The sequence below is a fragment of the Pyxidicoccus sp. M6 genome (genome assembly GCF_055568925.1).
In genome coordinates, this window is the sequence record NZ_CM145714.1 from 12,234,382 (window position 1) to 12,260,402 (window position 26,021).

Sequence of the window (26,021 nt, forward strand, 5' to 3'; positions counted from 1 at the left end):
CTGGCCGCCTAGGGGCAGTCCGACTCGAAGGCACCCAGGTCCGGGGCCGTCCCACAGTACGTCAGCCCCAGGGAAGCCCCCGCGTTGCGGGCCGGCGAGGCGGCTCCGAGGCGGAAGTCCCCGGTGTCGATATTGAGGAAGGCCGGCGACTTCTCCAGCGAGCGGCTGTCCAGGCCGCTGCCCGCCTTCCAGTCCGCGAAGTCCATGTCCACGCCGTTGAGGCGGAAGACGGCGGCCCCCCCGGAGCGGAAGTAGAGGTTGGAGCTCACCACGGTATTGGTGCGCTCCGGCCCGCCGCGCGCCGCCACGCCGCAGCCGGCGAAGACGTTGTTGCGCACATCCAGGGTGGCGCTCGGCCCGGTGTCGCCGTGGCCGAAGATGAGGCACGGGCCCGGCACGTTCCACACGGTGTTCTGCTGCACCTTCACGTTGACCGAGGTGTCCACGCGGATGCCGCTGCCCTCCTCGCTGCCACCGAGCGCGTCACGCACGAGGTTGCGGCGGATGGTGACGTTGGTGGGCGGGTCATTCACGCGCACGCCGCCGATGCTGATGGCGCGGCCGTTGCTGTAGAAGACGTTGTCCTCCAGCGTGACGTTCTTCGCGGACAGGTGCACCACCACGCCCTCGCCGCGCGACGTGGTGGACGTCTTGTGGCCCCAGATGATGTTGCCGCGCAGGGTGACGTTGGTGCACGTCTTGATGTCCGCGCCATTCTCGCGGTTCTCGTGCAGCTCGTTGTCCTCCACCAGGAGGTTGTCGAAGGGCGTACCGGAGATGGTGGCGCCTGCCTCGGGACCGATGCACTGCACCGCGTCCCCGGAGTTGTGGTGGATGTCATTGCCGCGCACCACCACGTTCTTCGACGTGGTCTGCAGGATGACACCGTGGCTGTCGTCGCTGCCGCGGCTGAAGTTGGAGATGACGTTGTTCTCGATGAGGATGTCGGCGGCCTTCTCGCCCACGTTGACGCCCGCGCCCGCGGTGCCGTTCTTCACGGTGCAGCCACGCAGCACGCCGTGGTGCGAGCCCACGCCGCGGTAGAGAACCGCGAAGGAGGCGTCACCCGCCAGGTCGAGCGTCAGGCCCTCGACGTGCCAGTACGCACCGCGCACGTCCACCAGCGCGGACGCGCTGCCCGAGGGCTTCAGCGTCACGGTGGCGCCGGGCGCGGCCATGACGGTGAGCGGCGAGGCCTCGGAGCCGCCCTTCTCCTCCAGCTTGAGGCGCTCCGAGTACGTGCCGGACTTGAGGTACACGGCCTCGTCCGGCTTGAGCAGCGAAAGCGCCTTCGTCACCGTGCGCAGCGGCGCGCCCTGCGTGCCGGCCGCGGTGTCGCTGCCGTTGGTGGCCACCCAGAGGATGCGGGAGAACGTCGGCGCGGGCGCGGGCGGCGGCGTGGGAGTCGGCGTCGGGGTTGGCGTCGGCGTCGGCGTGGGAGTCGGCGTGGGAGTCGGCGTGGGGTTGGAGGGCAGATCCGGAACAGGGAGCGGGCCGGGAATCGTGTCGGAGTCGTCCGGCGTGGTCGGCGTATCGGTGCCGGGCCGGACGACAGGCGGCGTCTCCGCCGAAGGGGCCTCATCCGAGCCGGTGCCCGCACCGGTGTCCTGGGCGAGCTCTCCCTTGCCATTGCAGGCAAGGGAGGAGAGCAGGACAGCGGAGCAGAGGGCCGGTATCAGCGGAAACCGTTGGCGCATCCTGTGTGACTCCTTGTGTGGGTCGCGACGCGTGGGGCGCTCGCGAGGACGGCCGCCAATTCCGGGCCCCGCGCTGTTCATTCCCGCACGCAACGGCAAGCCACGCCTGCCGGGCCGCAGGGGAAGAAGGCGGGAATCGCGATTTCGCGAGGTTGCGGAATGGGGAAGAAGTCCCGCTGATGTATCAGGCGCCGGACATTCGCCAGACGGGCAGGGCGCATGTGGGCCAGTGGAGGCGGAGATATTCCCGGTTCGAAATATCTCCGTTTCACCCTGGGAGAAGGCCGGCCCGGGCGGGAGCGGGCGGACGTGCGCGCGGGCGGGCGGCGAGCCTGTGGCGACCCACGGGGTCCTGCGTTCCTTGACGAGGAGAGGAGCGCGCGGGATATGAGCCCGCCTCACCCGTCGTCAGGAGACGCCTTGGACATCTTCAAGGAATTCACCTTCGAGGCGGCCCACCGGCTGCCCAATGTGCCCCCCAACCACAAGTGCAGCCGGCTCCACGGGCACAGCTACCGGGTGGAAATCCACGTGCGCGGCCCCGTGGGCGAGCGCACCGGCTGGGTGATGGACTTCGCCGACATCAAGGACGCCTTCGAGCCCCTGCGTCTCAAGCTGGACCACTATTACCTCAACGAAGTCGAGGGCCTGGAGAACCCCACCAGCGAGAACCTGTCGCGGTGGATCTGGAAGCGGCTGCGTCCGACGCTTCCGCAGCTCAGCCGCATCGTCGTGCGCGAGACGTGCACCAGCGGCTGCGTGTACCAGGGCGAGGACGACTGACGTCTGACTTCGAGGGCACTCACATGAACGTGTTCATCACCGGAGCCACCGCCGGGTTCGGCCTGGCCATTGCCCGCCGCTACCTCCAGAACGGGGCGCGCGTCATCGCCACCGGACGACGGACGGAGCGGCTGGAGGCGATGCGGGCCGAATTGGGCGAGCGTCTGCTTCCCGTGACACTCGACATCACGGACCGCGAGGCGGTGCAGCGCGCGGTGGCCTCGCTGCCGGCGGACTTCGCCGAGGTGGACGTGCTGGTCAACAACGCGGGGCTCGCGCTGGGGTTGGACCTGGCGCAGGCGGCGCGCGTGGAGGACTGGGACGTGATGGTGGACACCAACGTGAAGGGGCTCCTGTACTGCACGCACGCGCTCCTGCCCGGCATGGTGGCGCGCAACCGGGGCCACATCGTCAACATGGGCTCCATCGCCGCCGAGTTCCCCTACCCCGGCGGCAACGTGTACGGCGCCACCAAGGCCTTCGTGCACCAGTTCAGCCTCAACCTGCGCGCGGACCTGCACGGCACCGCCGTGCGCGTGACGGACATCGAGCCCGGCCTCGTCGGTGGCACCGAGTTCTCCAACGTCCGCTTCAAGGGTGACGACACGCGCGCCGCGTCCCTCTACGCCAACACCCAGCCGCTGACGCCCGAGGACATCGCGGACGCGGTGCACTGGGTGACGACGCGCCCCGCGCACGTGAACATCAACGTCATGTCGCTGATGCCGGTGGTGCAGTCCTTCGGAGCGCTGCCGGTGAAGCGGGGCTGAGCGGGGAAGCGCTCGCTCCGCTCAGCGTGAGCCTGGGGTCCGATGAAGGCTCCGGCCGGTAGCGGGCCCTCTTCGCGGACGACACCCGGCCCCGTCCGCCGTTCCCTCCATGAGAAGCCATGCGTGCACTGCGCGCGGGCGGGGGGAACGGCGATGACTCGTTACGGAACGGCTGCCTCGATTCTTCTCATCCTCCTGTTGGTCTACGAGGCGGTGATGTTCTTCGCCTCCTTCGCGGGCTTCGCGGGGGACGGGCCCATGGTGCCCACCGTGGTGGTGGCGCTGCTGACGTGGGGCGGCTTCAGCATGCTCACGCTCCACGGCATCCGGCGCGCGCTGGCCGTGCGCAGGGGTGAGGTGAACCGGTTCGACGCCACGGTGTTCTGGACGAAGACGCTGCCGTTGATTGGCGCGCTGCTGTCCATCGTCACGGCGTTCGCGTTCGGCTTCGGCGCGTTTGCCTCGTGCGGGCCGGTGTGGCTGTCGGGGCTGTACCACTGGGGTGGACTGGTGGGCAGCATGCTGTGCTTCGGCGCGTGGTTCGCGGCGCCGTTCATCGCGCGTGAGTACGCGGGGGAGACGGGGCAGCGCGTGGAGCGTCCCGGCTGGGGGAGGCTCGTGGTCATCGGCTCGGTGGTGTACGGAGCATGGGCCGTGGTGTGGCTCGTGGCGTGGATGATGTTGCGCGGCTCCATCGCGACGGGGACGTATCCGGTCGCGGCCAATTCGCCGTATCAGCTTCCGTATCCCCACGGAGAGCGCTCTTGGGTCATCCAGGGGAACAACTCGCACTTCAATCACAAGGGTGACGAGGAGTTCGCCTGGGACTTCCGGCGCCAGTGCGGCACGCCGGTGCTGGCGGCGCGCGGCGGCACGGTGCTCGGCGTGGAGGATGACTTCGAGGGGCACGGCAAGGGCAAGAAGAACAACTTCGTCACGGTGAAGCACGACGACGGCACTGTGGCGAAGTACCTGCACATCAAGACGGGCAGCGCGAAGGTGGCGGAGGGCGACACCGTCAAGCAGGGAGACCCGCTGGCGGAGGTCGGCAACGTGGGCAACAGCCTCACCGGCCACATCCACTTCGTCGTGGAGAAGGGAGGGGACAGCATCCCCGTCACCTTCCAGGACGTCGACGAGGACAAGGGCATCCCGAGGACGTTCGAGCGCTACGCCTCCGCGAAGTGAGCGCGGGACCGACATTTTCGTGAGTTACCTGGAAGGGTGTTCACATCGCACAGGATGTCAGAGGTCTGGTGCATGCTGGGCACATGAGCGACAAGCCGCAGCCGGGCGATGTGTATGAGGCACGTGAGCGCCTTCCCGAGGGCATTCTCAGTCAAATCATCGATGGCGAGCTGTACGTCAGCCCTCAGCCACGCATGACCCACAATCGAGCCGCTGGGGAGCTCTTCAGGGAACTCGCGCCCTTCGGAGAAGAAGACGAAGAATCTGGAGGCTGGCTGCACCTCATCAAGCCCGAGCTCCACCTGATCAGGGATGTGCTGGTGCCCGACGTGGCCGGCTGGCGGCGCGAGCGAATGCCCGAGTTGCCAGACGTCGTCGGAATCACGCTCGCGCCCGATTGGGTCTGCGAGGTCCTTTCTCCTTCCACCGAGGAGCTGGACCGGAGCCGGAAGATGGCGGTGTATGCCCGGGAGAACGTGCGACACGTGTGGTTCGTGGACCCGCGCATCCAGACGCTGGAGGTCTACCGGTTGGACGGCACGGGCTGGAGACAGGTTGGCGTGCACACGAGCGACGCCGTGGTCCGTGCGGAGCCATTCGAGGAGCTCCCATTGAATCTGGCGTTTCTCTGGAGGCGCTGAGGGGCAGGGGGTGGACTCATGGCCCGGGAACAACCCTGGAAGTCATCCCATTAGCATGAAATGTCAGAGGTAGGACGCATGCTGGACACATGAGCGAAGACATCCAGGCGCAGGAAGAGGGGCAGGTTGCGGTGAATGGGGCAGGGCCGCATCCTGGGGACATGGGCGACAAGCCAGAACCGAGAGACCCGTACGAGGAGTTGGAGCGACTCCCGGAGCACCTCACCGGTCAGATCATCGACGGTGAGCTGTACGTCAGTCCCAAGCCCGCAGTGCCTCACGTCCGGTCAGCATCGCGGCTCGGGGCCATCCTCGGCCCCTTCGACATGGGCACTCAGGGACTGGGAGGTTGGGTCATCCTGGTTGAGGTCGAGCTGCGCTTGGGCTCTCACTCCCGTCCCGATGTGCTCGCCCCTGACCTCGCCGGGTGGCGCCGCGAGCAGGTACCCGAGATGCCGAGAGTCGCCGCCATCCCGTACGCTCCCAACTGGGTCTGTGAAGTGCTGTCCCCTTCCACGGAGTCGTTGGACCGAAGCAAGAAGATGGCGGTCTACGCACGCGAGGGCGTAGGCCACCTGTGGTTCGTGGACCCGCGCGTTCAGTCACTCGAGGTCTACAGACTGGAAGGCAAGGGCTGGAAACAGGTCGGCCTGTACACGGGAGACACCTTGGTCCGCGCCGAGCCCTTCGAGGCGCTGCCCCTGAAGCTGGACCTGCTCTGGACGTGGTGAACGCACTGCGGCGACTCCCTGGAAGTGCCGAGAAGTGAATCACCCCTCATGTTCTCCAAGCCGCCCTCGGGATAGACTCCCCTCCATGAGTCAGTCGGACGCACAGGCTCCCAGCAGGGGGCTCCTCGCCCGCGGCCTGAAGCTGCTGGGGAACCTCACCCATCCACAGACGCGCACCGGAAAGGTGTTCACCCGCGCCGAGCAGGGCCTCACCAGGGTCCTCGCGCGCCTCGCGGAGAGCCCCACGTACCTGAAGGTCAGCGGTGGCCTCATGCGTCAGGGCTTCAATGCCCGCATCCGCCGCCGCGGGCTCGTGGAGCGCACCCTTCGCACCCTGCGCCTGCCCACCCCCTCCGAAGTGGAGGACCTGCGAGACCAGCTCCGCCGCGTGAATGACCAGGTGGAGGCGCTCGGCGTCCAGTTGGAGACCATGGTCGACCTCGTCCAGACGCCCGAGGCCCCGAAGCCCGCGCCCGACACCGCTACCGAAAACAGCGTGCCCCAAGTGCAGGGGCGTGCCTCCTCCACGCGCGACGCCTGAAATGACTGCGTCCACCTCCCAGCGTCTCCGCTCGTTCGTCGCGAGCAAGCTCGACCTTCCGCGGGCCGTGGCCACCGTCCTCAAGACGCGGCCGCTCAATCCGTACCCGTACCTCAAGCCCATCATCGAGAAGGCGTCCGGCGTGCGCGAGCCGCCCATCAGCGCCACGCCCCACACGGTGGTGTACACGCGCGGCAGCATGCGCCTGTTGCGCTACGCCGCGCCCCGGCGGCGCTACCGCACGCCCATCCTCTTCGTCTATTCGCTCATCAACCGCTGGTACATCCTCGACTTCCTCCCCGGCCGCAGCCTCATCGAGCACCTCACCCGCGCCGGCTTCGACGTGTACGCCATCGACTGGGGCGTGCCCGGGAAGAACGAGGAGCACGTCGACTGGGAGGAGCTGCTCGGCGGCATCATCCGGACGGCGGTGCAGTGGACGCTGCGGGTCAGCAAGAGCCGCGAGCTGACGCTCTACGGCTACTGCATGGGCGGCACCATGGCGCTGGCGTACACGTCCCTCTACCCCGAGGGCGTGCGCAACCTGGTGGCCCAGGCCACGCCGGTGGACTTCAGCAAGGGCGGCGTCTACACGCTGTGGACGGCGGCGGACCACTTCGACGTGGACTCGCTGGTGGACGCGTACGGCAACGTGCCCACCAAGGTGCTGGAGAGCGGCTTCATGATGGCGGCGCCAGTGCAGCGCCTCACGCGCTGGCTGGAGGTGTGCCGCCGCATCGACGACCCGGACTTCGTCACCACCTTCCTCGCCATGGAGCGCTGGGGCGCGGACCCCGTGCCCTTCCCCGGCGAGGTGTACCGGCAATACATCAAGGACTGCTACCAGCAGAACCTCTTCCCCAAGGGGGAGATGAAGGTGGGCGAGCAGTTCATCGACCTGCGCCGAATCACCTCCTCGGTGCTCAACGTCATCGCGGAGCAGGACAGCATCGCCCTGCCTCCCATGAGCGAGCCGCTGCCGACGCTGGTGTCCTCGAAGGACGTCGAGACGCGGCGCTATCCGGTGGGCCATATCGGCCTGTCCGCATCCAGCAAGGGCGCCACCGTGGTGTGGCCCTCCATCGCCGCCTGGATTGGCGAGCGCTCGAAGACGATGGAGCCATGATTTCCACCGACGCGGAGACAACGGGAGCAGGAGTCCAGGTGCGCGAGGGTGCCATCCGCCTGAGAGACGGGCGGCGGCTCGCGTTCGTCGAGTCGGGTGACTTGAATGGCCTGCCGGTGTTCTTCATCCACGGCAACCCGGGCTCGCGCTACATGCGGCATCCGGATGACCGACTCACGCACGGGCTCGGGGTGCGCCTCATCACCCCGGACCGGCCGGGCTACGGACTGTCGGACTACCAGCCCGGGCGCACGCTGCTGGACTTCCCGGATGACCTCGAGCAGCTCGCCAACGCGCTGAAGGTGGGGCGCTTCGCCCTCTTCGGCGTGTCCGCGGGCGGGCCGTATGTCGCGGCCAGCGCGTGGAAGCTGGGCGCGCGCCTCACCCGCGCGGCCATCGTCTCCGGGGCTTCGCCGCTGAAGCGGCCCGGAGCCATGGAGGGCGTGAATCGCGACTACCGCAACGCGTACTCGCTGGCGGCGTGGCCGGAGTGGCTGCTGCACCCGTTGATGGCCATGCACGACCGGCAGGTGCGCGCGAATCCGGCGAAGGCGCTGGCCGGAGTCCTGGCGCACGCGTCGCCGGACGACCGCGCAGTGCTGGCGGACCCGCTCATCGCCAAGCAGGTGCAGGGCTGGCGGCGAGAGGCCACGCGCCACGGCGTCGCGGGCATGCGGCGCGAGGCGCACATCCTCGCGTCGCCGTGGAACGTGCCGCTGGAGGAAATCCGCTGCGAGGTGGACCTCTGGTACTGGGAGGGGGACAGCATCGTCCCGCCGCAGATGGGGCGCTACCTGGCCTCGCGGATTCCTCGCACCGTGCCGCACTTCTTCCCGGGCGGCGGACACTTCTCCATCTACTCCCACTGGAGGGACATCCTCGCGCCGCTGGTCCACGAGGGCGTCTGATTCACGCCTCGGCTCATTGAGTCGCCCGGTGTCAGGGCCTCGACGTTGGGTGGCCCCACGAACACTCGAGACGGGCTCGGCTTCGCGCGCTCCGTGAAGTAGCGAACCTCGACCTTGCCTCCCTGGGCAGGCCTGCACAGTTTCGCGACCGGCCGGAAGCAGGGGCGGAGCGGGGACGGGCATGGTGCGTTGGCGGGCAGGCACGGCGGGGCTGGCGCTGGGCGTGTGGGCCGCGCTCGGCGGGGGTTGTGACGCGGGGAAGACGGCGCCCCCGGCTCAGTCCATCGTCGAGGAGCCGGCCCCCGCGCCCGTGATTCCCGAGCTCCAGCCCGGGGACGCCCGCTGGACGGCGCACACCGCGCAGGCCGGGAGACAGGACGTCGTCGCCGTCGCCTCGGATGGGAGCGGCGGCGTCATCGTGCTCGGCACGAGCGAGGCGCCGGCTCCCCGCTACACCTCGCTGGACCCGGATGGCACGACGCTCACCGTGTCACGCCATGACGGCAACGGGCAGCAACTCTGGACGCGAAGCTTCACGCCGGAACCCGGCGACGAGGGCATCGCGGACGTGGATGCGCCGATGCTCGCGGTGTCCGCCACGGGCGATGTCTTCGTGGCCGGCAAGGTGGAGGGCCGGCTCCGCGTGGGGGACACGGTCATCTTCGACAGCGCCTTCGTCGCGAAGCTGGCTCCGGACGGGAGTCCGCGCTGGGCGCACGCCACGGGCTCCGTGAGGGCGCTGCTGCCGGACGGAGACGGCGAAGTGGTGGTAGCGCACGGGCTGGTGGTGGAGCGCCACGACGCGCAGGGAGGCTCGCGCTGGAAACGGGACGTGCCCGCGGTGACCTCGGCCACCGTCGCGGCACTCGACTCGGAGGGCGGCATCGTCATGGCGGGACTGAAGCCCGTGGACCCCTTCGAGAGCCTCGGCTTCATCGTGCGACTCACGCCCGACGGCGAGGTGCGCTGGGAGCGCGAGGTGGGCCCCACCCCGCCGAACTTCACGGACGTGTCCTTCCGTCCGGACGGCGGCTTCCTCTTCACCGGAGACTTCAACGGCACCTTCGAATGGGGCCACGACACCCTGCAGACGCCCTGCTCCCGGCGCGGCTGCCATCCCACCGTGTTCGCCCTGGCCGCGGACGCGTACGGCGAGCCGCTGTGGGGGCGCGTGCTGGACAGCGAGGACACGAGCGGCTCGGAGGGAGCGCGGCTCGCGGTGGACTCGGATGGGAGCTCGGCGATGCTGTGGCGGCACGGCTGCGGCTCGGAGATGGCGCGCCTGTCCGCCGGGGGCGACGTGCTGTGGCAGGACTTCTACGTCACCACGCCGTGCTTCGCGACGCCGCTCCTGCGTGACGTCACCTTCCTGCCCGACGGAGACGTGGTGGGCGCGGGCATGTTCTTCGGCACGCGCACCTTCGGTAGCCGCTCGTTCGCCGCGGACGACACGGACGTCTTCCTCCAGCGGTTGGTGCCCTGAGCCGGCTCAGGCGGCGCGGAAGGAGGAAGCCTCGACGGCGGCCTGCGCGGGCGCTTCCACGGGCTCGCCATTCTCGCCCAGCACCACGGGCTTGATGCCGAGCTTGCGCTCGACGAAGGCGTGGCCCAGGTAGACGAACGGCGTCAGGCCCACGGCCACCAGCAGCTTCACCACGTACGACGTGTAGATGATGTTGAAGATGGTCGCGGTGGGCAGCACGTCCGTCCACGCGATGAACTGCACCACCACCGTGTCGATGAGCTGTGACACCAGCGTGGAGCCCGTCGCGCGCAGCCACAGCATCTTGTTGTGCGTGACGCGCTTGAGCAGGTTGAAGATGGCGATGTCGCAGAACTGGCCGACGAGGTACGCCACCATCGACGCCATCAGGATGCGCTGCGAGCCGGCGAAGATGTTGTTGAACGTGGCCTCCACCGCGCCCCGCCAGTCCGACGCGCGGGTGAGCGGAGCCCAGGGCACCCTCACGGCAATGGCAATCACGATGAAGGCGAAGATGGCCATGAAGAAGCCCACCCAGGTGATGAAGCGGGCGGCCTTCTTCCCGTAGAACTCGTTGAGGATGTCCGTGAGGAGGAACGTCACGGGGAACGGCAGCATGCCGATGGACATCACCGCCGTGATGGGCCCCAGGTTCACCTCGAAGAGCTTCACCGAGATGATGTCGCCCACCACCAGCGCGATGACGAACACCGCCGCCAGCACCACGAAGAGCTGAATCCGCCTGTCGAGAACCATCGCGCGCGCGTCTATACCGCGCCCTACTCCCGGAGCAGTAGCCCCCCGTCCAACACGAGCTCCGAGCCGGTGAGCCAGGAGGCCCCCAGGAGGTACCGCACCGCCTCTGCCACCTCCTCCGGATGCCCCAGACGGCCGAGCGGGTGCAGCGCCCGCAGGCCCGCAAGCTGGGCTTCCTGACGGCGCGCGTACTCCTGGGAGGACAGCGGGCCTTCACCCGGAGCGAGCCGCACCTCGCGCGTCATGTCCGTCTCCACCACGCCCGGGAGCACCGCGCTGGCGCGTACGCCTCGCGCCGCTCCGGCCAGGGCCAGCACCTTCATGACCTGGAGCAGTCCCGCCTTCGCCGCGCTGTACACCGCGCTGGTGAGGACGGGCCGCGTGGCCAGCGTGGAGGCGACGAAGACCTGTGCGCCACCGGGCTCCAGGACTTCCAGCGCCTGCTCTCCGAGGCGGAGCGGGGCCACGAGGTTGACCTCGAGCTGCGCGCGCAGGGCGTCCTCGCCGATGTGGCCCGGAGGCTGGTGCACCACCTGACCGGCGCTGTGGACGAAGCCGTCCAGCCCTCCGAGGAGCGTGGCCGCCCGGCGCAGCAGTCCGTCGCGGGCCTCCGGTGCGGAGAGGTCACACGGCAGGGCGAAGGCCTTGCCCGGCCACTCGCGCGCGAGTGAGTCCAGCACGTCCGCGCGCCGGCCCGTCACCACCACCTGCCCACCGCCGCGCAGCAGGGCTTCCGCCACCGCTCGGCCGATGCCCGTGCCGCCGCCGGTGACGAGCACCTTCCTGGTGCCGATTGCGCTCACGGACTGCGCTCCGCCGGCGAGCCCGGGGCCACGGGGGCTTCGTGCGGGTAGTAGGAGAAGCCCGTCGCGGGCGCGAGGCCTTCCCCGGGCGGCGCCGTCTCCACCTCGTCCGTGGGGATGAAGCGCGGCCGGTCCACGCAGAGCACTGTCTGCTCCGTGGCCGTCGGGTTGTCGTAGCGGTGCGGGAAGCCCTTCGGCCAGTGGAAGGCCATGCCCCGCTCCACCGGCCTGCCCTGCAGCAGCAGCCCGGGGCCGAGCACCAATTCGCTCTCCTCCATCTGCTGGTGCACGTGCGTGGGAATGGTGCCTCCCGGCTTCACGCGCAGGCGGTACACGCCGTACCCCGCGCCCTCGTGGATGATGTCCACGCGGCCGAAGGGCTTGTCCTCGCGCGCGTACTCCATCTCCTCGGCGGTGCGGTGAATCTGCATCGACGGCACCGCCATGCCTCCCAGCGCCTGCGGCTTGGTGACTCGCACCGTGGCCGCGTGCACCTGGGCTCTCGGCACATCCACGGTCGGCGGAGCCAGCAGGTAGCGGCACACGGCCTCGGCGGCGGACTCCAGCAACTCGAAGCGGCACGCCTCCAGGAGGAAGCGCAGCTCGCCCGCGAGCCGGCCGTAGTTCACCGTGTTCGCCAGCTTGCCGCCCGCCGCCGCGCTGCGCGTGTCCAGGAAGAGGGCCACGTCCAGCCGCAGCGGCTGCGCCGCGAAGCGCTCGCGGTTGAAGACGCCCACGATGCAGTCCACCGTGAGGCCCCGCAGCTCGATGACGTCCAGCGGCCGGCCCTGCGGCGTCGTCACCACCGGCGGGTGGAAGGGGGGCTCTCCATTCATAGCTGTGCGCTCCTGCCGCCATCCACGGCGATGACCTGCCCGGTGATGTACGGCGCCTCGCGGGCGAGGAAGACGACGGTGCGCGCGATGTCCTCGATGCTGCCCTCGCGTCCCATGGGAATCCGCTTCAGCACCGCCTCGCGCGCCGCCGCGTCGAAGTCCTCCGGGAAGGCCACCGTGCCGGGAGACACGGCGTTGACGCGCACGTGCGGCGCCAACTCCACCGCGAGCGCACGCGTCAGCATGATGAGCCCCGCCTTGCTCACCGAGTAATGCGAGTAGTGACTCACCGGCCGCTCGCCGCCGATGTCCGTGAGGTGCACCACCAGCGGGTCCTTCCCCGCGCGCAGTGACGGCAGCAGCGCCTGCGTGAGGAAGAAGGGCGCGTCCAGGTTGACGCCCAGCATGCGGCGGTACTGCGCGCGGGTGATGGAGGCGAAGTCCACGCGCTCGAAGAGGCCCGCGTTGTGGACCACCACGTCCAGCGAGGGGCAGGCCTCGCGCACCTGCGCGCCCAGCGCGTCCACCGCGTCCGGGTTGCTCAAGTCGCCCGCGTGGAGGGTGACGCGGCGGCCGAGCCCCCGCAGTTCCTCCGCCAGCGACTCCAGCGAGTCGAGCGAGCGGTTCGCGTGAAGGGCCAGGTCATAACCGGCGCGGCCGAGCGCGCGGGCCACCGCGCTACCGATGCGGATGCCGGCTCCCGTGACGAATGCGGTACCCATGGGCCGCATTCAGTAACAGGCCGCTGGCGGAAAGGCACCCCGCACCTGAAAAGGCACGGGGCGCACCGGACTACCCCCGTAGTCCGATGCGCCCCGCGATACATGTACTTCCCCTACTGAGGTACTTCCCCCTGAGTCAGAAAACCGTCTTCGCTACGGGTAGTAGCTGGCCGCGTGGGGGCGGTTGCGCCAACCGCCGTTGTCGTAGGAGACCCAGACCCACTCCTGCACGGCCTCGTAGTGGCCGGGCACCCACTGCTGCTCGTAGTAGCCGCCCGTGCACTTCGTGACGCGGCCGCGGCGGTGGTGGCGCTCCCTGCAGACCTCGGGGACCCACACGCGGTCGTAGCGGCCGTCGACGTAGCGGTTCACCGTCTGGAGCTCGTAGCGGCCGCGGGCCTGCGGAGGGGGCAGCGGCGCCGGGCCGTGGCGGCACGCGTCGCCGTGCACGTGGACCTCGACGTGGCCACCCCGGCGGTCATCGCGGTAGTCGCGGTCGTGGTCGCGGTCACCACGGCCATCCCGGTAGTTGTTGGGGGTGGTGCCGTTCGTGCGGCGCGAGGCCTCCTGGTTGGCCCAGTCACGCACGCTGCCGTCTTCCGCCAGAGCTGCCGTGGAGCCGAAGAGAAGGGTGCCGAGAACCAGGGACGCGATACCAGTCTTGAGAGCCATTGCGTTCAACCTCCGTCGTCCTGCTTGCACCTTCTGACGGGGGGCCCCGTGTTTCATTCAATGAACCGGGCATCCGCCCCCTCCCGGGCGGGCACCACCTGGACCTACACCCAAAACCCTCGGCGGTATGCGGAGTTAGCGGGGTGCGACCTCGGCACAGGTCAGCCCCTCCTGGGGGGCACAGTTCTGTCCCACGAGGCAGCCGCCCACGCCTCCGGAGTCCACGCAGCGGATGGGCCGGCAGTCCGCGTCCTCCGTGCAGGCTCGACGGCTCACCGTGCACGCGCCCTGGCTGCATGCGTCCTGCACGCAGTCCGCGTCCTGCTGGCAGGTGCAGAAGCCCTCCACGCCCCCCTCCGCAATCGCGCAGCGGCCCGCGCACGCGCCGGTGCCCTGACCGGGTGACTTCACGCAGCGGCCACCGTGTCCGCAGTCCGAATCACCGCTGCACGTCAGCGAGGGCACGGGCGCGCACTCCGCATCCGAGCGGCAACGGGCCCGGCTCGCGGCCACCACCACGTCCGCGCACTGGTAGCCGTTGGGGCAGCCCTGCCCCTGCGAGCAGTCCACGCCGCAGAAGGCGCTGCCCGGGTTGGCCGTGTCGCGCAGACAGAAGTTGGCGCCTCGGCCGCAGACCTGGAGGCCGCCGCCGTACGTGCAGCTCGCGCAGTAGGGGCGGCGCGTGGGGTCGAAGTCGCTGTAGCAACTCTGGGTGGTGCCGCAGCGCTGGCTGAAGGCGCAGTCGGTGTCGTCCGCGCAGAAGGCCGCATCGCAGACGCCGAGCTCGCAGGCGGCGCGGCCTTCGGGCGTGGTGGCGTCGCAGGTGCACGGTGCGTCGCCGCAACGGCAGGCAGTGCCAGGGCAATCGCCTTCGCTTCGACAGCCGGACACGCAGGTGGTTCGCGAGACATCGCAGACCTCACCCAGCGGGCAGTGCAGGTCCGAGGTGCAGCGGCCTCGCGTGAGGCAGGTGCCCGTGCCGGCGTCGCAGAAGAGCGAGGCGTCACCGCAGTCCGCGTTCGACTCGCAGCCCGCGCGGTCCTGGCAGAAGCCCGCTTCGTTGCAGAGCTCGCTCGGGCCGCAGGCGGTGTCCGTGCGGCAGCGGCAGGCGTGCGTCTGCGTGTCGCAGCGGAAGGCCTCGGCGGGCGTGCCGCAGTCCGCGTCCGCGCCGCAGGCCGTGGTGCCTGGCGCTGGAGCGTTGTCATGACAGGCAGCAAGTACGAGCAGCAACAGCGCGGCGAGCCATGAACAGCGGTGGCTCATGAGCGGTCCAGCGCGCTGACCGGCCACGTTACTGGCGAGACGGACGTTCATCAGTCGAGGGCCTCCGAGCAGCGCGGCATGCAGGCCCTGCCCATCGCGACAAGGCGACGGCTCACAGGTCGACCCCCCTCTGCCAGAACATGCATGTCACGGGCGGCGCAACAACTCACGGGTCGAAGACCTCCGAGCGTCCGAGCACATAGGCCGTCCACGTCACGGGCGAGAGGGTGTCGTAGGTCCACTGCGCGTAGTCGAAGCGCGGCACTCGCGCGGTGGACAGGTCCGCGCGCAGGCGCGTGTTCCCGGGCAGTCCGGCGCGGAGCACCTCCAGCGCGGGCTGCGGGAGCGTCACCTGTGTCTCTCCTCCAGGGAGGATGGCCGTCCAGCGGATGCCGGTTCCTTCGCCCACCGCGGTGAGGGTGAGCCGCTGCACGTCGGGCACCTGCGCGGAGGTGTCCGTGCTCCACGCCACCGCTCCGGAAAAGCGCTGGCCGGAGGGTGGCGCGGTGAAGACGGGTAGCGGCAGCAGGGGCCCGAGCATCATGCCCTGCGCGGGGTCTCCCGGCTGGCGGTGGTAGAGCAGGCTCTGCGGATACGTGGTGGTGCCTCGCAGCAGGTCGAGGAACAGGAGGCTCGTCCCGTCCACGCGAGGCAGGCCGGGGAAGCTGAGCCGTGGCCCCGGGCCTTCGATGACGGAGAAGAAGCGCGTGCCCGTGCCCCAGTTGTGCGGATGCGGCACCAGGCCCTCCGCGCCCAGGTCCAGCCATGCGTACACCTGGTGCAGCGCGGACTGTCCCGACACCGTGATGGGTCCATCCACCGTGAGCGGCGCGGTGACGTCGAGGTGCATGTCGAGCACCACGTCCTGCCCCTCCGCGACCCGCGTGGACGAAGCCGCGATGCCTCGGCGGATTCCGAGCAGGTAGGGCTCGAAGTCCACTTCGTCCCTCAACACGCCGAGCACCGCGTACACCGCTCGCAGGCCGGGCTGGGCGTGGACCTGGAACGTGCCGCCTTCCGCTCGTACTCGCCACGTGTCCGCGCGCCGGTCTCCGGGGCCCGCGAAGGGCGGGCCGGAGGTGGGGCTCGGCTGTGCGACGAAGACGCGGGCCTCCAGCACTTCGTTGGACGCGAGGGGCCTTGGCGGCTTGAAGCCTCGCACTCGGCCGGTGATGGTGGCCGGAGGGAGGTCGGGCGGGTTGCCCGGGTTTGAGTCGCTCGTGAGCTTGCGCAGGAACACTGTCAGGTTCTCCGCGCGGATGCCCGCCACCGTCACCGCGTCGTAGCCGTCCTTGAAGACCGTGACGACCTGCGCGCCCACCATCCGTGGGTCCGAGAGCGTGAGTTGCCCCCGTGCATCCGTGAGCCCCTGGAGCGGTGTCGCCGCGTCCGTGCCGAGCATCACCCGTGCTCCCGCGACAGGCTGTCCGTACGCTCCGGATGACGTGTCGAGCACCGTGACGTTCAGCGTCCCCGTGAGCGGCCCTCCGGAGAGTCCTCCCGGTCCTCTCGGGTCGAAGTACGTGAACAACTCGGGGAGCGCGGCGCGGGTGGCGCCTCGTGTGACGGCCACCTCTACGGGAGCCTGCACTCGCGAGGACGGCGTGCGGCAGGTCAGCGTGTGGCCGTCCACCAACTGCACGTCCGTCGCGGGCTCGCCTCCGAAGGTGACGATGGTGCCGGCTCCGAAACCCGCGCCTCTCACCGTGACTCGGGTGCCTCCGGCGATGGCGCCTCGGGCGGGCTCCACCTGGGCGAGGGTGAGCGGTGCTTCGTAGGTGAAAGCATCCGGCAGGAGGGCTTCATTCTCCGGGTCGCTCGCGGAGAAGACGTGGAGGGCGTGCGCGCCCGCGCCTCCTGGCGGCGTCGTGAAGCGCAACTGTTCCTGCGTGGGTGTGGATACGGCCATGGCTTCGAGCGCCCCCACCCGCCCCACCGCGTCCGGTGGAATGAACGTTCCTTCCACCGCTACCGATGTGCCTCCGGTGGTGGGGCCCGTGTCGGGTGTCGCTCGGGAGAGCGAGAGCTGGAAGGTGTAGCCATTCGGGAGGCTGGCGCTCGCGGCGCCGGTCGTGGCGCTCACGGTGACGATGCGTGGCAGGGAGGCGCGTACGGGCACGGTGACGGTGGCCGTAGTCGGTGTCACTGTGGCGAGCGTTGCGGCCTCGCCTCCGAAGGACACCGCGAGCCCGGGCGCGTCGAGCCCGCTTCCCGTGAGCGTCACCGTGCCGTCCGCTCTCGTGCCGACGTGGGGGAAGACTCCGTGCAGAGCGAAGCCTGATGAGGCGGGCTCCTCGTAGGTGAAGCCGTTGCGCACCGTCCAGGCGCCTCGTGGCGTGACGACTGTCACATCGATGGCTCCCGTGCTCGGGCCCGTGGGCGCGGTCACCGTGAGTCGCGATGGAGAGTCCACCTGGAACAGCGGGGCGGGCGTGCCTCCGAAGAGAACGGCGGTGGTGCCCTCGAAGCCCCTGCCCGCGAGCACCACCTGCGTGCCTCCGGATTGAGGGCCAGTGAGCGGCGTGACGTCCATGATTCGCGGGTCGTCGATGTAGCGATACGCGCGCCGCAGCACGCCTCCACTTCCCTGTCCCTGGACTCTCACGTCCACGGGGCCGGCGCTCGGGGCGCGAGGGACGATGACTCGGAGCTCGTTGGAGGAGACTCGCGTGACGGCGGGACTGGCCGTGCCTCCGAAGAGGACCTGGACCTCCACCGGGAAGCCCGTGCCCACCAGCGTCACCGTGTTGGCGCCGGAGAGGGCGCCTGTCGCGGGGGAGAGGTCTCGCAGGTCGAAGGACTCGAAGTACGTGAAGCAGGCTCCGCAGCGGGCCGTGCCTCGCGGATTCACCAGCGTGATGCTCACGGGCCCCGGTGTTCCTGGCGGCGTGCGGAGGTCGAGCGAGGTGTCATCGATGAGCTGGAAGTCGCGCACCTCGCGCTCGCCGACCTTGAGCACCGAGCGACGGGCCGCCTCCGTGGGAGTCGCGGCCACGCCCTGGACGAAGCCGCTGCCCATCAGCCGCACCCAGGTGCCGCCTCCGCTCTCGCCTCGTGCCGGCAGCGACGAGAGAATCGTGGGTGCCGGGCCCGCGTCCGTCTGCGCGCCCGCATCGGTGCCCGCGTCTTCGGCCGGCGTTCCCGCGTCGGTGACGCCAGCGTCGTTGATGCTTCCAGGTGGACGCGGACTGTCACCACAGGCGGACAGCAGCGGCAGCAGGCAGAGCACCGCCACGAGCAGGAGCCCTGCCCTGGCACTGGCGTGTTCCCGACAGCAGTCGCCATGACGGATGGCGCCCGCTCCACCGCGACGGAGGCGTGCTGGCAGCGCCCGGGCGCGGAGACCTCGGCTCATGGCAGCAGCTCCGCCTGGAGGGTGTAGCCATTCGTGGTGCGCGCATCGTCTCCGGTGACTCGCGCGGTGAGCGTCCTTCCTCCGGCGACGGATGCGGGCAGGGAGACCATCGCTCCGCCGGCCTCCGTGGAGCACCCCAGTTCCTGCGTGCCGTCTCCTCCGAACAGGCACAGACGCAGCAGCCCCTCCGCGGCGACGTAGTTCGACAGCACCACGCGCACGCCCCGCCCCTCCGGCACCGTCAGGCGGAAGTGGTCCTGGTCCTGGGGACACAGCATCCCCTCGATGAACGGACCCGCTGCGACAGCCGTTGTCGTGGCGGGTGTGTTGTTGGGCTCGTGGGAGTCGTCATCACACGGCGTTCCGCGCGAGAGGAAGAAGCCCACGTCGTAGAAACGAGGCTCGCTTCCCTGCGCGGCGATGCGCACGGTGTACGTGCCCGGCACTGCCGCGACATGCGTTACCAGGAAGTGCCCTGACGCGAGCACCCTCCCGCTCGCGTCCTGGAGCGTGGTGGAGAACGCCGGCTCCGCGAAGGCATCCGCCTCCACGTTCACGCCGAGCTGATCGCCTCGCTCCAACGTGATGGAGAAGTGGTCCGCGTCGTCCGGGCAGAGCGTGAGACCGACGTACTGACTCGCGCGCACGGGATATGCCGTCGTGGAGGTGTTGTTGGGCTCCAGCGCATCCGGCGCGCAGGCCCTTGGCACGCACGTGCCGGTTCCCACGTCACAGCGCTGGTCCGCTGCGCATCCATCGTCCGAGGTGCAGGGAGGCAGTGCGGGCAGGCAGGCTCCGCTCGGCACGTGGCATTGCAGCGGCACCGTGCAGTCGCGGTCCGAGTAGCAACGCGGTGTCGCCGCGCAGCGTCCCGCGGCATCACAGATGAGACCGGGCCCGCACTCCGCATCCGCCTCGCACTGGACGCACCGGCCTTCCGCGCAGCGCTCGCCGGAGGCACAGACCTGGGGCACGGTGGCCTCCGTGCAGCGAGGCACGCAGGCGTGCAGCCCCGTGTTGCAGCGTTCTTCCGCACCGCAGTCCGCGTCCTCCACACAGCCGAGGTCCTCCTCACAGACGAGGCTCGCCGTGTTGCAGCGCTGGCCCGAAGGGCACTCGTCCTTCGTGCCCGAGGGGCAGAGGACCACGTCCGCACGCTGCCGGCAGAGTCCCTGGCGGCACCACATCCCGAGCTCGCAGTCCGCGCTGGCCGTGCAGTCGGTGCCCCAGCCGTCGCGAAGCGTGCAGACGTGCGCCTCCGCGTCACAGCGCTCCTTCAGCCGGCACTGGCCGCTGGACTCGCAAGGGCCACAGAAACCTTCCGTGCCGCAGACCTGGCCGCCCTCGCAGTCGTCGCGGTGCTCACAGGCCGTTACCTCGGGGCCCGCGTCGGGCGTGGGCTTCGCGGGGTCAGAGGGGCATGCGGTGATGAGCACTCCCAGCGACAGGACGAGCAGCACGGCGGCACGCGACATCACGGCACCTCCGTGACGATGCCCGAGGGCCACTGCACGTCCGCCACCTTCCACATGTCGCCCTGCTTCGCCAGCGTGCGGCGGTACTCGCCCTTCAGCACGCCCCGGTCGTAGACGCGCACCGTGGCCTCGCTGCGCGGGTCCACCGCTCCGTTCTCGCGGGCGAGCACCACCGCCACGCGGTAGGTCCCGGACACGGGGATCTCGTAGCCGAATACTTCCGGCCCGTAGCCCGTCAGCCGGTCTCGCAACAACTCCGGGTCATCGAGTGGACCGGGGTCGCCCCAGTCAGGGCGTGGATTCGCGTAGTGGCAGTCATCCGGCGCGGAGCCCAACTCAGCGTCCGTGCTTCGCAGCACGTGCAGGTCCAGGTCCGTGGCCGCGTTGTTCCAGGACACCTCGACCAGCAGGCGCTGCGCGGGCACGGCCAGCACTCGGGCCGTCGCGGACTGGAGGTTGCGGGCTCCCGCCGCATCCGTGACGTGCAGCTCCACCTCGTACTCACCCGGCACCACCGGGTCCAACCGCAGCACCGTGCTCGCGGCTGCGGGGTCCGCGATGGTGGCCTGTGCTCCCACGGGCCGCTGGCGGAGGGACCACTCGTACTCGAGCGGTGTGTCTCCATCCAGGTCCTGCGAGCCCATTGCATCGAGCACCACCTGCTGACCCGGAGCGTTCGCTCTGAGTGGCGCGATGACCGGCAGGGGCGCACGGTTCACGCCGCCGACCAGCGACACCGTGGCCTCGCGGTGGTCCGGGTCCGTGGTGCGCAGACGCAGGGCGCCGCTCGCTGGCTCGGGCGTGGCTCCCACGGGGGCGGTGTAGCGCACGGTGAGCGGAGATTCTTGGCCAACGTCCAGCACCGCGGGCGTCCGCGTCGAGCCGACCAGCTCGAAGGTGGTGGGCGTCTCGCTCGTGAGCGCGACTTCTTCCAGCACCAGAGGCGCGCTGCCTCGCGAGCGCACGGTGAAGGTCCGCACAGCCGCGCTTCCTTCCGCGACCCTGCCGAAGTCGAGCTGTTGCGGGTCCAGCTCAATGACCGCCGCGGTGCGACCTTCTCCTCGGAGTGCCACCTCCACCGAGCCCTGCTCCGGGTCGTCCGTGCGCAACTCCAGGGTGGCCGAGTAGGTCGCTTCTCGCGGAGGAGTGAAGGCCAGCGTGACGGGCGCTTCGCTCTGCGCGGCGACTTCCTCCGGCGCGGAGACCACACGGAAGGGAGTCTCCGCTTCGCGCACGGTGATTCCGAGGATGCGCAGCGACGCGCGCCCCGCGTTCACCATCGGCAGCGTCACCGTGCGCTCGTTCAGTGCGGGCACCGGTCCGAAGTCGAGCGCCGGTTCCGGCACCACCCAACGAGGGCGCACCGTGCGCGAGGGCCCGTCTCCGTCGCACGCAGTTCCAATGAAGCACAGAAGCGCGAGGACGAGGACGGACAACTTGTGGAGAACGCGACGCCTCACGACGCGTCCCCCTCCACGTACTCCAGCTCCACCCGCGTACCGAGTCCTGGAACGGACTCGCCCGCGAAGAACACCACGCGCCGCTCCGGCTGGTACGTCCACCCATCCGCCCCGCCCTGCACCGGCGTACACACCGCCTCCAGCGCTTCCGCCGGCTGGCCTTCGCAGGCCGTGCGGTCCACGGACTCACAGCCCCGAATGGACTCCGGTGGCACGCCACACGGATAGCGCACGCGTACCTTCAGTGAGTCCACCTTCGGCGCCTGCTCCAACGCGAACGTGCGTCGCAGCCCTACCGCGCTTGTCGCCAGGGTCCTCAGCGTGTCCGCGAAGTCCGCGTCGCAGATGCTCCCCACCTCGCCCCCCGTGAGCTTCACCAGCTCCGCGTACCGCGCTCCCGGCTCCGCGCCGCACCCGTTCGACGGCACGCCTCCGATGATGGCCGACGCCACCACCGTCCCGTCATTCCCAATCCCCTTCGCCTGCTCGAAGGTGCGCCAATACGTGCGCACGTCGTGCGGCGAGCGGTCGTCCTCGTCCGTCACGAACGCCAGGTACAGCCACGCCCCGGGACGCAGGAAGGCCACCGGGTGTGCCGCCGCGCATGCCTCGCGGCAGGACTCCGACGCACAGCCCGACTCGCACGCCGCACGCGCCTCCAGCACCGGCGCGTTCTCCCGCGCCTGGCGCTCCAGCACGAGGCGCGCCGCCTCCAGGCCCGCTTCGTACGCGCTGCCCTGCGTGCCCACCCGCACGCTGTCCCCGAAGGCCTGCTCCAACCCAGGCGTGTCCGGCGCCAGCACGCGCGGCTCGCTCACCAGTTGTCCCGGGCGCGTGAAGATGTCCGTCGTCGCCACGCCCATCCGGAAGTCGATGTGCCCCTCGCGAAACAGCGCGATGAATGCCTGGAAGTTGCGCGCCAGCGACTCCTGCCTCGGCGCCATGGAGCCCGAATCGTCCACCACCCAGAGCACGTCCACCGAGGACGCGGAGCGCTGGGCGTACGTGTCCACGTGGTAGCCCGGTGGCAGCGACGGCACGAGCCGCTCGTCACGGCAGGCCACGGTGAAGAGGAGCGCCAGGAAGGCGACAGCAGCGGCTCGGCGCATGGGGCGTGCAGCCTAGCCCATCCTCCCCGCCTCGCGCCCCGCCCGGGCTCCGTCCTCCACCCTCCACTTCGGACAACACGACACCTGCACCCGCTAAAGATGCGCTACATGCGAGGGCACCATGTTCCACCGCCAAGGGCCCACCTTCGTCGAGCTGGCCACCCAGGCGCTCACCTCCGTCGAGCGCGGGTACGATTTGCTCGCCCCCAAGTTCGACTACACGCCCTTCCGCACTCCGGACCCGGTGCTCAAGGTCGCCGTCGAGCAGCTCGGGCCGCCCCACTCCGTCGCCAGCGCGCTCGACGTGTGCTGCGGCACCGGCGCGGCCATGCGTTTCCTGCGGCCCCTCGCCCGCGAGCGCGTCGTCGGCTTCGACCTCAGTCAGGGCATGCTCGAGGAGGCCGACCGCCGGATCCACGGCGCCCCCGGTGACGCCCGCTTCGAGTTCATCCGCGGCGACGCGCTGGAGCTCCCGTTCGACAGGGAGTTCGACGTCGTCACCAGCTTCGGCGCCTTCGGTCACATCCTCGAGGAGGACGAGCCTCGACTGGTGCGTGGCATCACCCGAGCGCTGCGCCCCGGAGGCCGCTTCCTCTTCGTGACTTCACATCCGCCCTCGAAGCTCCGCCCGGGCTTCTGGCTGGCCAAGAGCTTCAACGCGGCCATGCGCGTGCGCAACGCGCTCTGGCGGCCGCCGTTCGTCATGTACTACCTGACGTTCCTGGTGCCTCGGGCCCGCGCGCTGCTGGAGGCGGAGGGCTTCACCGTGGAGGTCCGCGACGGCATCCTCCCAGAGCCCTTCACGCCGCTCAGCGTCGTCATCGCCACGAAGCGGTGAGACGGCCACGGGGCCCGCCGCGTCGCGGTCGGGCCCGGTGGCTGCTCATGCGACTACGGCGTGGTCGCGCTCGTCTTCTTCGCGCCCGCGCTCTTCTCCAGGCTGGTGAACACCGTCTCCAGCCACGTGTCCGTGTTGATGTAGCCGGCGCCCCAGGACTTGAACTTCTCCGGGAGGCCCTCGGCCTTCACCTGCGCCAGCGTCTTGCCGGCCTCACGCCTCGTGCGAACAATCTGCACCGTCTCGCGGATGGTGGCCACGAAGCGCTCCAGCTCCGCGCGGCCCGCCAGCGGACCGTGGCCCGGGATGATCTTCACGCCCTGCGGCAGCGTGGCCAGCACCTTCTCGATGTTGGCCAGGTAGCCCTCCACCGAGCCGCCACCGTTCAGGTCGATGAACGGGAAGGTGTCCACGAAGAAGTGGTCACCCATGTGCAGCACGTTGGAGCCCACGAAGTACACCGTCGAGTCGCCGTCGGTGTGGCCCGCGGGCAGGTGCGTCAGGCGAATCTCCTCGCCGTTGAAGTAGAGCGACATGCCCGTGTCGTAGGTGATGAAGGGCAGCGCTTCCTTCTTCGCGGGCGGAATCTTGCCCATGGCGCCCATGTCCACGCCGGCAATCAGGCGCGTGCGCACCTCGCGGTGCGCGATGATCTTGCCCTCCTTGCCGAACACGCCGTTACCGCCCGTGTGGTCGAAGTGGTAGTGCGTGTTGAGGATGTACGAGAGCTTCGCCTTGCTCAGCTTGTCCAACGCCTTGTGAATCTTCGGGGCAATGACCTCGAACTGGTCATCGACGATGAGCAGGCCGTCCGGGCCCACCGACACGCCGATGTTGCCGCCCGCGCCCGTCAGCATGTGCACGTTGCCGGCGACGGGCTCGCTCGTCACGTTCGCCTTCGCCGGGTCCGGAAGCTGCGCCAGCGCCACCGAGGGAACAGCCACCAGGACGGCCAGGAGACTCTTCATGTTCTTGTGCTCCACGAAGCAGGAAACGACGGTCGCGCAACATAACCGGACGCACGCCACCGGGCCTGCTTTTGTGAGCCTCTCGACTCACGTGACGTAGTCCACCCGCGTCACCGTGTACTCCACCGCGCCGCGTGGACGCTCCACCGCCACGGACTCTCCCACCTCCTTGCCCAGCAGCGCCTTGGCCAGCGGCGACTCCACGTTGAGCCGCCCCGCCTTCACGTCCGCCTCGTCCGGCCCGACGATGCGGTAGCGCGCGCGCGCTCCGTCCTCGTCCTCCAATTCCACCCACGCGCCGAAGAAGACGCGCCCCGCCTGGGCCTCGTCCGGCTCCACGACGCGCACCTCTTCCAGCACCGCCGCCAGCTCACGCGCACGGCGCTCGCGCTCCTTGCGCCGCCCTCCCTGCTCCAGCGGCGTCAGCGCCTGGGCGTCGGGGTCCGGCCCCTGCATCGCCTGCAGTTCCTCCTGCAGCGCGCGGTAGCCCTCCGGAGTGATGTAGCGCTTCTCTCCCGACGGCGAGCGGGGCCGCGCGGGGAGGAGCCCCTCGTCACCCGCCGAGTCCTCCTTGGTGAATGCCTTTGACATGCCTGCCTCCACCGTCAGAGATTCTTCAGTCCTTCCGAGGATTTGTAGCCCCTCCCGTGCATGCCTGACAGTCCAGCGGGCGGCCCTCTTTTCCGTCTATTATGAAAAATGGCAGAATCACGGGCATGCTCAAGCCACGCAATCTCCCCCGATTCGCGCACCGGCTCACCGTCCGTCTGCGCGGGATGTTGCCTGTCTACACGCATGACGTGTCCGAGGGCGGCTTCTGCGCGGAGATGCTCCAGCCGCTGAAGACGGGCACGACCATTGAGGGCTCCATCGCCGTGGGCGAGGAGGAATTGCCCTTCCAGGGCGAGGTCGTGTGGACACAGCGCACGGCGGGAGAGCGCTTGCGAGGCCGCTGCGGCGTGCGCTTCACCCACGTCACCGCGGAGTTCAGCCGCCGCCTCCACGAGTACCGGAAGATGCAGGGCAAGCGGCTCGTGCGCTGGTTCACGTGAGCGGGCGCCGATTCCGGTGCATGGCGCTGGAGCCTGTCGCCGGACTTCGCGCCTCGTGGGCTCGGAACGATGAAGGCACCGACCTTTCGCGTGCGCCACTCCGGAGGCCGTGAATAGGCTTCGCCCCTCTCTTTTGCGCGAAGGGGTGAAGCGATGGCGGAACAGGCGAAGCTGATTGGCCCGAAGGGCCAGGAGCTGACGGGTCATCTCAGCGAGGCTCCCGGCGGTTCGTCCCGTGGCGCGGTGGTGCTCATCCACGAGTGGTGGGGCCTCAATGCGCACATCCGTGGCATCGCGGACCGGCTCGCGCGCGAGGGCTTCACCGTCTTCGCCACGGACCTGTACGGCGGCCGCGCGACGAAGGACGCAGTGGAGGCCGAGCGGCTCATGAACGGGCTCGACTGGAGCAAGGCCGCCGCGGACCTGCGCGCCGCCACCGAGGCACTGCGCCAGCGCGCTCCGGGCACGAAGGTGGCCATCATGGGCTTCTGCATGGGCGGCGCGCTGACGCTGCTCGCCGCCGCGAACGACCCGGGGCTCGACGCGGCCGTGCCCTTCTACGGCATTCCTCCCGAGCAGGGCGCGGATGTGACTCGCATCCGCGCCGCCGTGCTCGGCCACTTCGCCCAGCATGATGACTGGTGCACGCCCGCGCGCGTGGATGCGCTGGAGAAGAAGCTGAAGGGCGCGAAGGTTCCGGCGGAGCTCCACCGGTATGACGCCGAGCACGCGTTCTTCAATGACACGCGGCCGGAGGTCTACTCGCCAGAGAACGCCGAGACGGCGTGGAAGCGCACCGTGGACTTCCTCCACGCGAAGCTCGGCTGAGCTCGCGCGTGGAGGG

At 69.7% G+C, this 26,021-nt stretch carries 25 protein-coding genes; 12 read left to right on the top strand and 13 right to left on the bottom strand.

All coding sequences use genetic code 11. The features are described 5' to 3' along the window. Nucleotides 1-8: 8 nt before the first annotated feature. Nucleotides 9-1,697: a right-handed parallel beta-helix repeat-containing protein gene (locus ACVTJA_RS48280; RefSeq protein WP_465831124.1), complete on the bottom strand. Its 1,689-nt coding sequence runs from the start codon at nucleotides 1,695-1,697 to the stop codon at nucleotides 9-11. A gap of 420 nt (nucleotides 1,698-2,117) precedes the next feature. On the opposite strand from ACVTJA_RS48280, the gene queD reads away from it, so the two are divergent. From queD to ACVTJA_RS48325, 9 genes are all read left to right on the top strand, one after another. Next, complete coding sequence (gene queD / locus ACVTJA_RS48285) at nucleotides 2,118-2,480, top strand: 6-carboxytetrahydropterin synthase QueD (RefSeq protein WP_465831125.1); 363 nt, start codon at nucleotides 2,118-2,120, stop codon at nucleotides 2,478-2,480. 23 nt (nucleotides 2,481-2,503) lie between these two features. Then, nucleotides 2,504-3,250 carry an SDR family NAD(P)-dependent oxidoreductase gene (locus ACVTJA_RS48290; protein ID WP_465831127.1) on the top strand — a complete coding sequence of 249 codons (747 nt, stop codon included), beginning with the start codon at nucleotides 2,504-2,506 and terminating at the stop codon, nucleotides 3,248-3,250. A gap of 153 nt (nucleotides 3,251-3,403) precedes the next feature. Beyond that, the gene (locus tag ACVTJA_RS48295; RefSeq protein WP_465831128.1) at nucleotides 3,404-4,438 is read left to right on the top strand and encodes a M23 family metallopeptidase; all 1,035 of its coding nucleotides are present in this window, start codon (nucleotides 3,404-3,406) and stop codon (nucleotides 4,436-4,438) included. Between the two features lie 83 nt (nucleotides 4,439-4,521). After that, nucleotides 4,522-5,079, top strand: a complete 558-nt coding sequence (locus tag ACVTJA_RS48300) for a Uma2 family endonuclease (RefSeq protein ID WP_465831130.1) — start codon at nucleotides 4,522-4,524, stop codon at nucleotides 5,077-5,079. 89 nt (nucleotides 5,080-5,168) lie between these two features. Then, nucleotides 5,169-5,810: a Uma2 family endonuclease gene (locus ACVTJA_RS48305; RefSeq protein WP_465831132.1), complete on the top strand. Its 642-nt coding sequence runs from the start codon at nucleotides 5,169-5,171 to the stop codon at nucleotides 5,808-5,810. 85 nt (nucleotides 5,811-5,895) lie between these two features. Beyond that, nucleotides 5,896-6,351 (top strand): hypothetical protein, encoded by a 456-nt coding sequence (locus tag ACVTJA_RS48310; RefSeq protein ID WP_465831133.1) that lies wholly within the window; start codon nucleotides 5,896-5,898, stop codon nucleotides 6,349-6,351. 1 nt (nucleotide 6,352) lies between these two features. After that, nucleotides 6,353-7,477, top strand: coding sequence for an alpha/beta fold hydrolase (locus ACVTJA_RS48315; protein ID WP_465831135.1), 1,125 nt, complete (start codon nucleotides 6,353-6,355; stop codon nucleotides 7,475-7,477). Next, the gene (locus tag ACVTJA_RS48320) at nucleotides 7,474-8,385 is read left to right on the top strand and encodes an alpha/beta fold hydrolase (RefSeq protein ID WP_465831137.1); all 912 of its coding nucleotides are present in this window, start codon (nucleotides 7,474-7,476) and stop codon (nucleotides 8,383-8,385) included. Before ACVTJA_RS48315 ends, ACVTJA_RS48320 begins: the two co-directional genes overlap by 4 nt. A 181-nt stretch (nucleotides 8,386-8,566) precedes the next feature. Further along, nucleotides 8,567-9,868, top strand: a complete 1,302-nt coding sequence (locus ACVTJA_RS48325) for a PQQ-binding-like beta-propeller repeat protein (RefSeq protein ID WP_465831139.1) — start codon at nucleotides 8,567-8,569, stop codon at nucleotides 9,866-9,868. A gap of 6 nt (nucleotides 9,869-9,874) precedes the next feature. On the opposite strand, the gene ACVTJA_RS48330 is transcribed toward ACVTJA_RS48325, so the two are convergent. The 10 genes from ACVTJA_RS48330 to ACVTJA_RS48375 form a co-directional block, all read right to left on the bottom strand. Continuing rightward, a complete protein-coding gene (locus tag ACVTJA_RS48330) occupies nucleotides 9,875-10,624 on the bottom strand; it encodes a queuosine precursor transporter (RefSeq protein WP_465831141.1) in 750 nt (249 codons plus the stop codon). A gap of 23 nt (nucleotides 10,625-10,647) precedes the next feature. Then, a complete protein-coding gene (locus ACVTJA_RS48335; RefSeq protein WP_465831143.1) occupies nucleotides 10,648-11,427 on the bottom strand; it encodes an SDR family NAD(P)-dependent oxidoreductase in 780 nt (259 codons plus the stop codon). Next, the gene (locus ACVTJA_RS48340) at nucleotides 11,424-12,263 is read right to left on the bottom strand and encodes a dihydroneopterin aldolase (RefSeq protein WP_465831145.1); all 840 of its coding nucleotides are present in this window, start codon (nucleotides 12,261-12,263) and stop codon (nucleotides 11,424-11,426) included. The genes ACVTJA_RS48335 and ACVTJA_RS48340 overlap by 4 nt, the downstream gene beginning before the upstream one ends. Continuing rightward, complete coding sequence (locus tag ACVTJA_RS48345) at nucleotides 12,260-12,985, bottom strand: SDR family oxidoreductase (RefSeq protein ID WP_465831146.1); 726 nt, start codon at nucleotides 12,983-12,985, stop codon at nucleotides 12,260-12,262. The genes ACVTJA_RS48340 and ACVTJA_RS48345 overlap by 4 nt, the downstream gene beginning before the upstream one ends. A 153-nt stretch (nucleotides 12,986-13,138) precedes the next feature. Continuing rightward, complete coding sequence (locus tag ACVTJA_RS48350) at nucleotides 13,139-13,657, bottom strand: hypothetical protein (protein ID WP_465831147.1); 519 nt, start codon at nucleotides 13,655-13,657, stop codon at nucleotides 13,139-13,141. A gap of 135 nt (nucleotides 13,658-13,792) precedes the next feature. Continuing rightward, complete coding sequence (locus ACVTJA_RS48355) at nucleotides 13,793-14,920, bottom strand: hypothetical protein (protein WP_465831148.1); 1,128 nt, start codon at nucleotides 14,918-14,920, stop codon at nucleotides 13,793-13,795. Between the two features lie 166 nt (nucleotides 14,921-15,086). Next, entirely contained in the window at nucleotides 15,087-18,275 is a 3,189-nt protein-coding gene (locus ACVTJA_RS48360) for an IPT/TIG domain-containing protein (protein ID WP_465831149.1), read from the bottom strand. Next, the gene (locus ACVTJA_RS48365; RefSeq protein WP_465831151.1) at nucleotides 18,272-19,750 is read right to left on the bottom strand and encodes a hypothetical protein; all 1,479 of its coding nucleotides are present in this window, start codon (nucleotides 19,748-19,750) and stop codon (nucleotides 18,272-18,274) included. The genes ACVTJA_RS48360 and ACVTJA_RS48365 overlap by 4 nt, the downstream gene beginning before the upstream one ends. Beyond that, on the bottom strand, nucleotides 19,750-21,210 hold the full coding sequence (locus ACVTJA_RS48370; RefSeq protein WP_465831153.1) for a choice-of-anchor D domain-containing protein: 1,461 nt from the start codon (nucleotides 21,208-21,210) through the stop codon (nucleotides 19,750-19,752). The genes ACVTJA_RS48365 and ACVTJA_RS48370 overlap by 1 nt, the downstream gene beginning before the upstream one ends. Continuing rightward, nucleotides 21,207-22,319, bottom strand: coding sequence for a vWA domain-containing protein (locus tag ACVTJA_RS48375; RefSeq protein WP_465831155.1), 1,113 nt, complete (start codon nucleotides 22,317-22,319; stop codon nucleotides 21,207-21,209). Before ACVTJA_RS48375 ends, ACVTJA_RS48370 begins: the two co-directional genes overlap by 4 nt. Nucleotides 22,320-22,440: 121 nt before the next feature. Between ACVTJA_RS48375 and ACVTJA_RS48380 the strand changes: the two genes are divergently transcribed. Then, a complete protein-coding gene (locus ACVTJA_RS48380; RefSeq protein WP_465831156.1) occupies nucleotides 22,441-23,157 on the top strand; it encodes a class I SAM-dependent methyltransferase in 717 nt (238 codons plus the stop codon). 53 nt (nucleotides 23,158-23,210) lie between these two features. Here the strand turns inward: ACVTJA_RS48380 and ACVTJA_RS48385 are convergent, their stop codons facing one another. Then, nucleotides 23,211-24,125: an MBL fold metallo-hydrolase gene (locus tag ACVTJA_RS48385; protein ID WP_465831158.1), complete on the bottom strand. Its 915-nt coding sequence runs from the start codon at nucleotides 24,123-24,125 to the stop codon at nucleotides 23,211-23,213. Nucleotides 24,126-24,212: 87 nt separating this feature from the next. Further along, nucleotides 24,213-24,716 carry a GreA/GreB family elongation factor gene (locus tag ACVTJA_RS48390; RefSeq protein ID WP_465831160.1) on the bottom strand — a complete coding sequence of 168 codons (504 nt, stop codon included), beginning with the start codon at nucleotides 24,714-24,716 and terminating at the stop codon, nucleotides 24,213-24,215. Between the two features lie 125 nt (nucleotides 24,717-24,841). On the opposite strand from ACVTJA_RS48390, the gene ACVTJA_RS48395 reads away from it, so the two are divergent. Together ACVTJA_RS48395 and ACVTJA_RS48400 are read left to right on the top strand one after the other, a co-directional pair. Continuing rightward, nucleotides 24,842-25,177: a PilZ domain-containing protein gene (locus ACVTJA_RS48395; protein ID WP_465831162.1), complete on the top strand. Its 336-nt coding sequence runs from the start codon at nucleotides 24,842-24,844 to the stop codon at nucleotides 25,175-25,177. 153 nt (nucleotides 25,178-25,330) lie between these two features. Further along, nucleotides 25,331-26,005 carry a dienelactone hydrolase family protein gene (locus tag ACVTJA_RS48400; RefSeq protein ID WP_465831164.1) on the top strand — a complete coding sequence of 225 codons (675 nt, stop codon included), beginning with the start codon at nucleotides 25,331-25,333 and terminating at the stop codon, nucleotides 26,003-26,005. Nucleotides 26,006-26,021 lie beyond the last annotated feature (16 nt).